At 47.0% G+C, this 1,312-nt stretch carries 2 protein-coding genes; both read right to left on the reverse strand.

Translation table 11 applies throughout. The annotated features are described in order from the left end of the window. Positions 1 to 181 precede the first annotated feature (181 nt). A complete protein-coding gene (flgJ, locus tag QTO00_RS19800) occupies positions 182 to 1,090 on the reverse strand; it encodes a flagellar assembly peptidoglycan hydrolase FlgJ (protein WP_331426273.1) in 909 nt (302 codons plus the stop codon). 10 nt (positions 1,091 to 1,100) lie between these two features. Further along, positions 1,101 to 1,312: flagellar basal body P-ring protein FlgI (locus QTO00_RS19805; protein ID WP_331426274.1), on the reverse strand; the 212-nt coding region annotated here is incomplete at its 5' end.

Here is a 1,312-nt window from a genome sequence, read left to right on the forward strand (position 1 = left end):
GTTGGAGGATTGGCGCTTAGTATCAACCCTCTTTGTATTGGAGAACTGGAGAACTGGAGAACTGGAGAACTCTAAAGATACGCCACTTCGCTAAGAAGTCAGTTTTAGTTATCTAGCAGGGCGCAGCCCGGTCTCGACTCTCGAGCGAAGCGTTCTTCAGGACGAAGTCCGCTCCTCTACCCTACATCTGGTCAATTCGCGCTTTTACGCTCAATACTTTATCTGCGTACCTTGGGTCGGTCGCATAACCCGCTTGGTGAATGCCACGAATAAACTCTTCGTTATTGCCGCCATGTCGCAGAGCCATTGTGTATCTAGGGTTTTTGTTCAAGAAGCTAACGTAATCGTTAAAGCTTTCTTCATAGTTAGCATAAGAGCGGAATGCGGCATTCTCTTTGACTGGTACACCTTGATGATATTCCAAAGTTTGAGTCGAGACTTTATCACCAGACCAGCTACGGTCGGCTTTGATGTTAAATAGGTTATTACTACTGCCACGTGAGTTGTTGACAACCTTTTGCCCCCACCCCGTTTCTAATGCCGCTTGAGCCAACAACAACGATGAATCGATGCCCAAAGCTTGAGCCGCTTTTTCCGCATATGGCTTCATAGAAGTAACAAAAGATTCAGGAGAATCAAAGCGCGAAGGCTGCGCTTGAGTAGGCATTGCTACAGTAGTCGCATCGGCACGCTCATGACGAATACGGTCAATCTTCTCCATCATGGCTTCAAAATCTTGATTGCCCGCTTTAGCATTTTGGTTCTCTACACTGCCCGTAGAGAGCTGAGCAACGATCATATCCGCAAGTCCAAGAGAGCCTGACGCACTCAACTCACTCGACATCTGCTCGTCCATCATCTGGCGGTAGAATTGCTGATTTTGACTGTCCATCAAACCAGATTCGAAACTCGAGTTAGCATCACGCATTGATTTAAACAGCATTGAGGTAAAAATCGCTTCAAACTGTTTTGCTGCGGCAGTTAAAGCGGCTTTCTCACCAGCTTCGTCACCATCTACCGCTTGCTTACGCAGTTTGTCTAAACTGGCGATATCGTGAATAAAGCCAATGTCATTACCATTGTTAATCATGCTCTACTCCTTAGATTACGATCAGTTGCCCTTCAATAGCACCCGCTTGTTTTAACGCTTGCAGGATTGCCATTAAATCTGAAGGCGCTGCGCCAACTTCGTTCACCGCTCGAACAAGGTCATCAAGAGTTAAACCCGGCTCAAACTTAAACATCTTGCCTTGCTCCTCGGTGACCTCGATATCGGTATCAGGAACCACAACTGTCTCGCCACCACCAAACG

The organism is Vibrio sp. M260118 (genome assembly GCF_036533755.1).
Classification (GTDB): Bacteria; Pseudomonadota; Gammaproteobacteria; order Enterobacterales; family Vibrionaceae; genus Vibrio.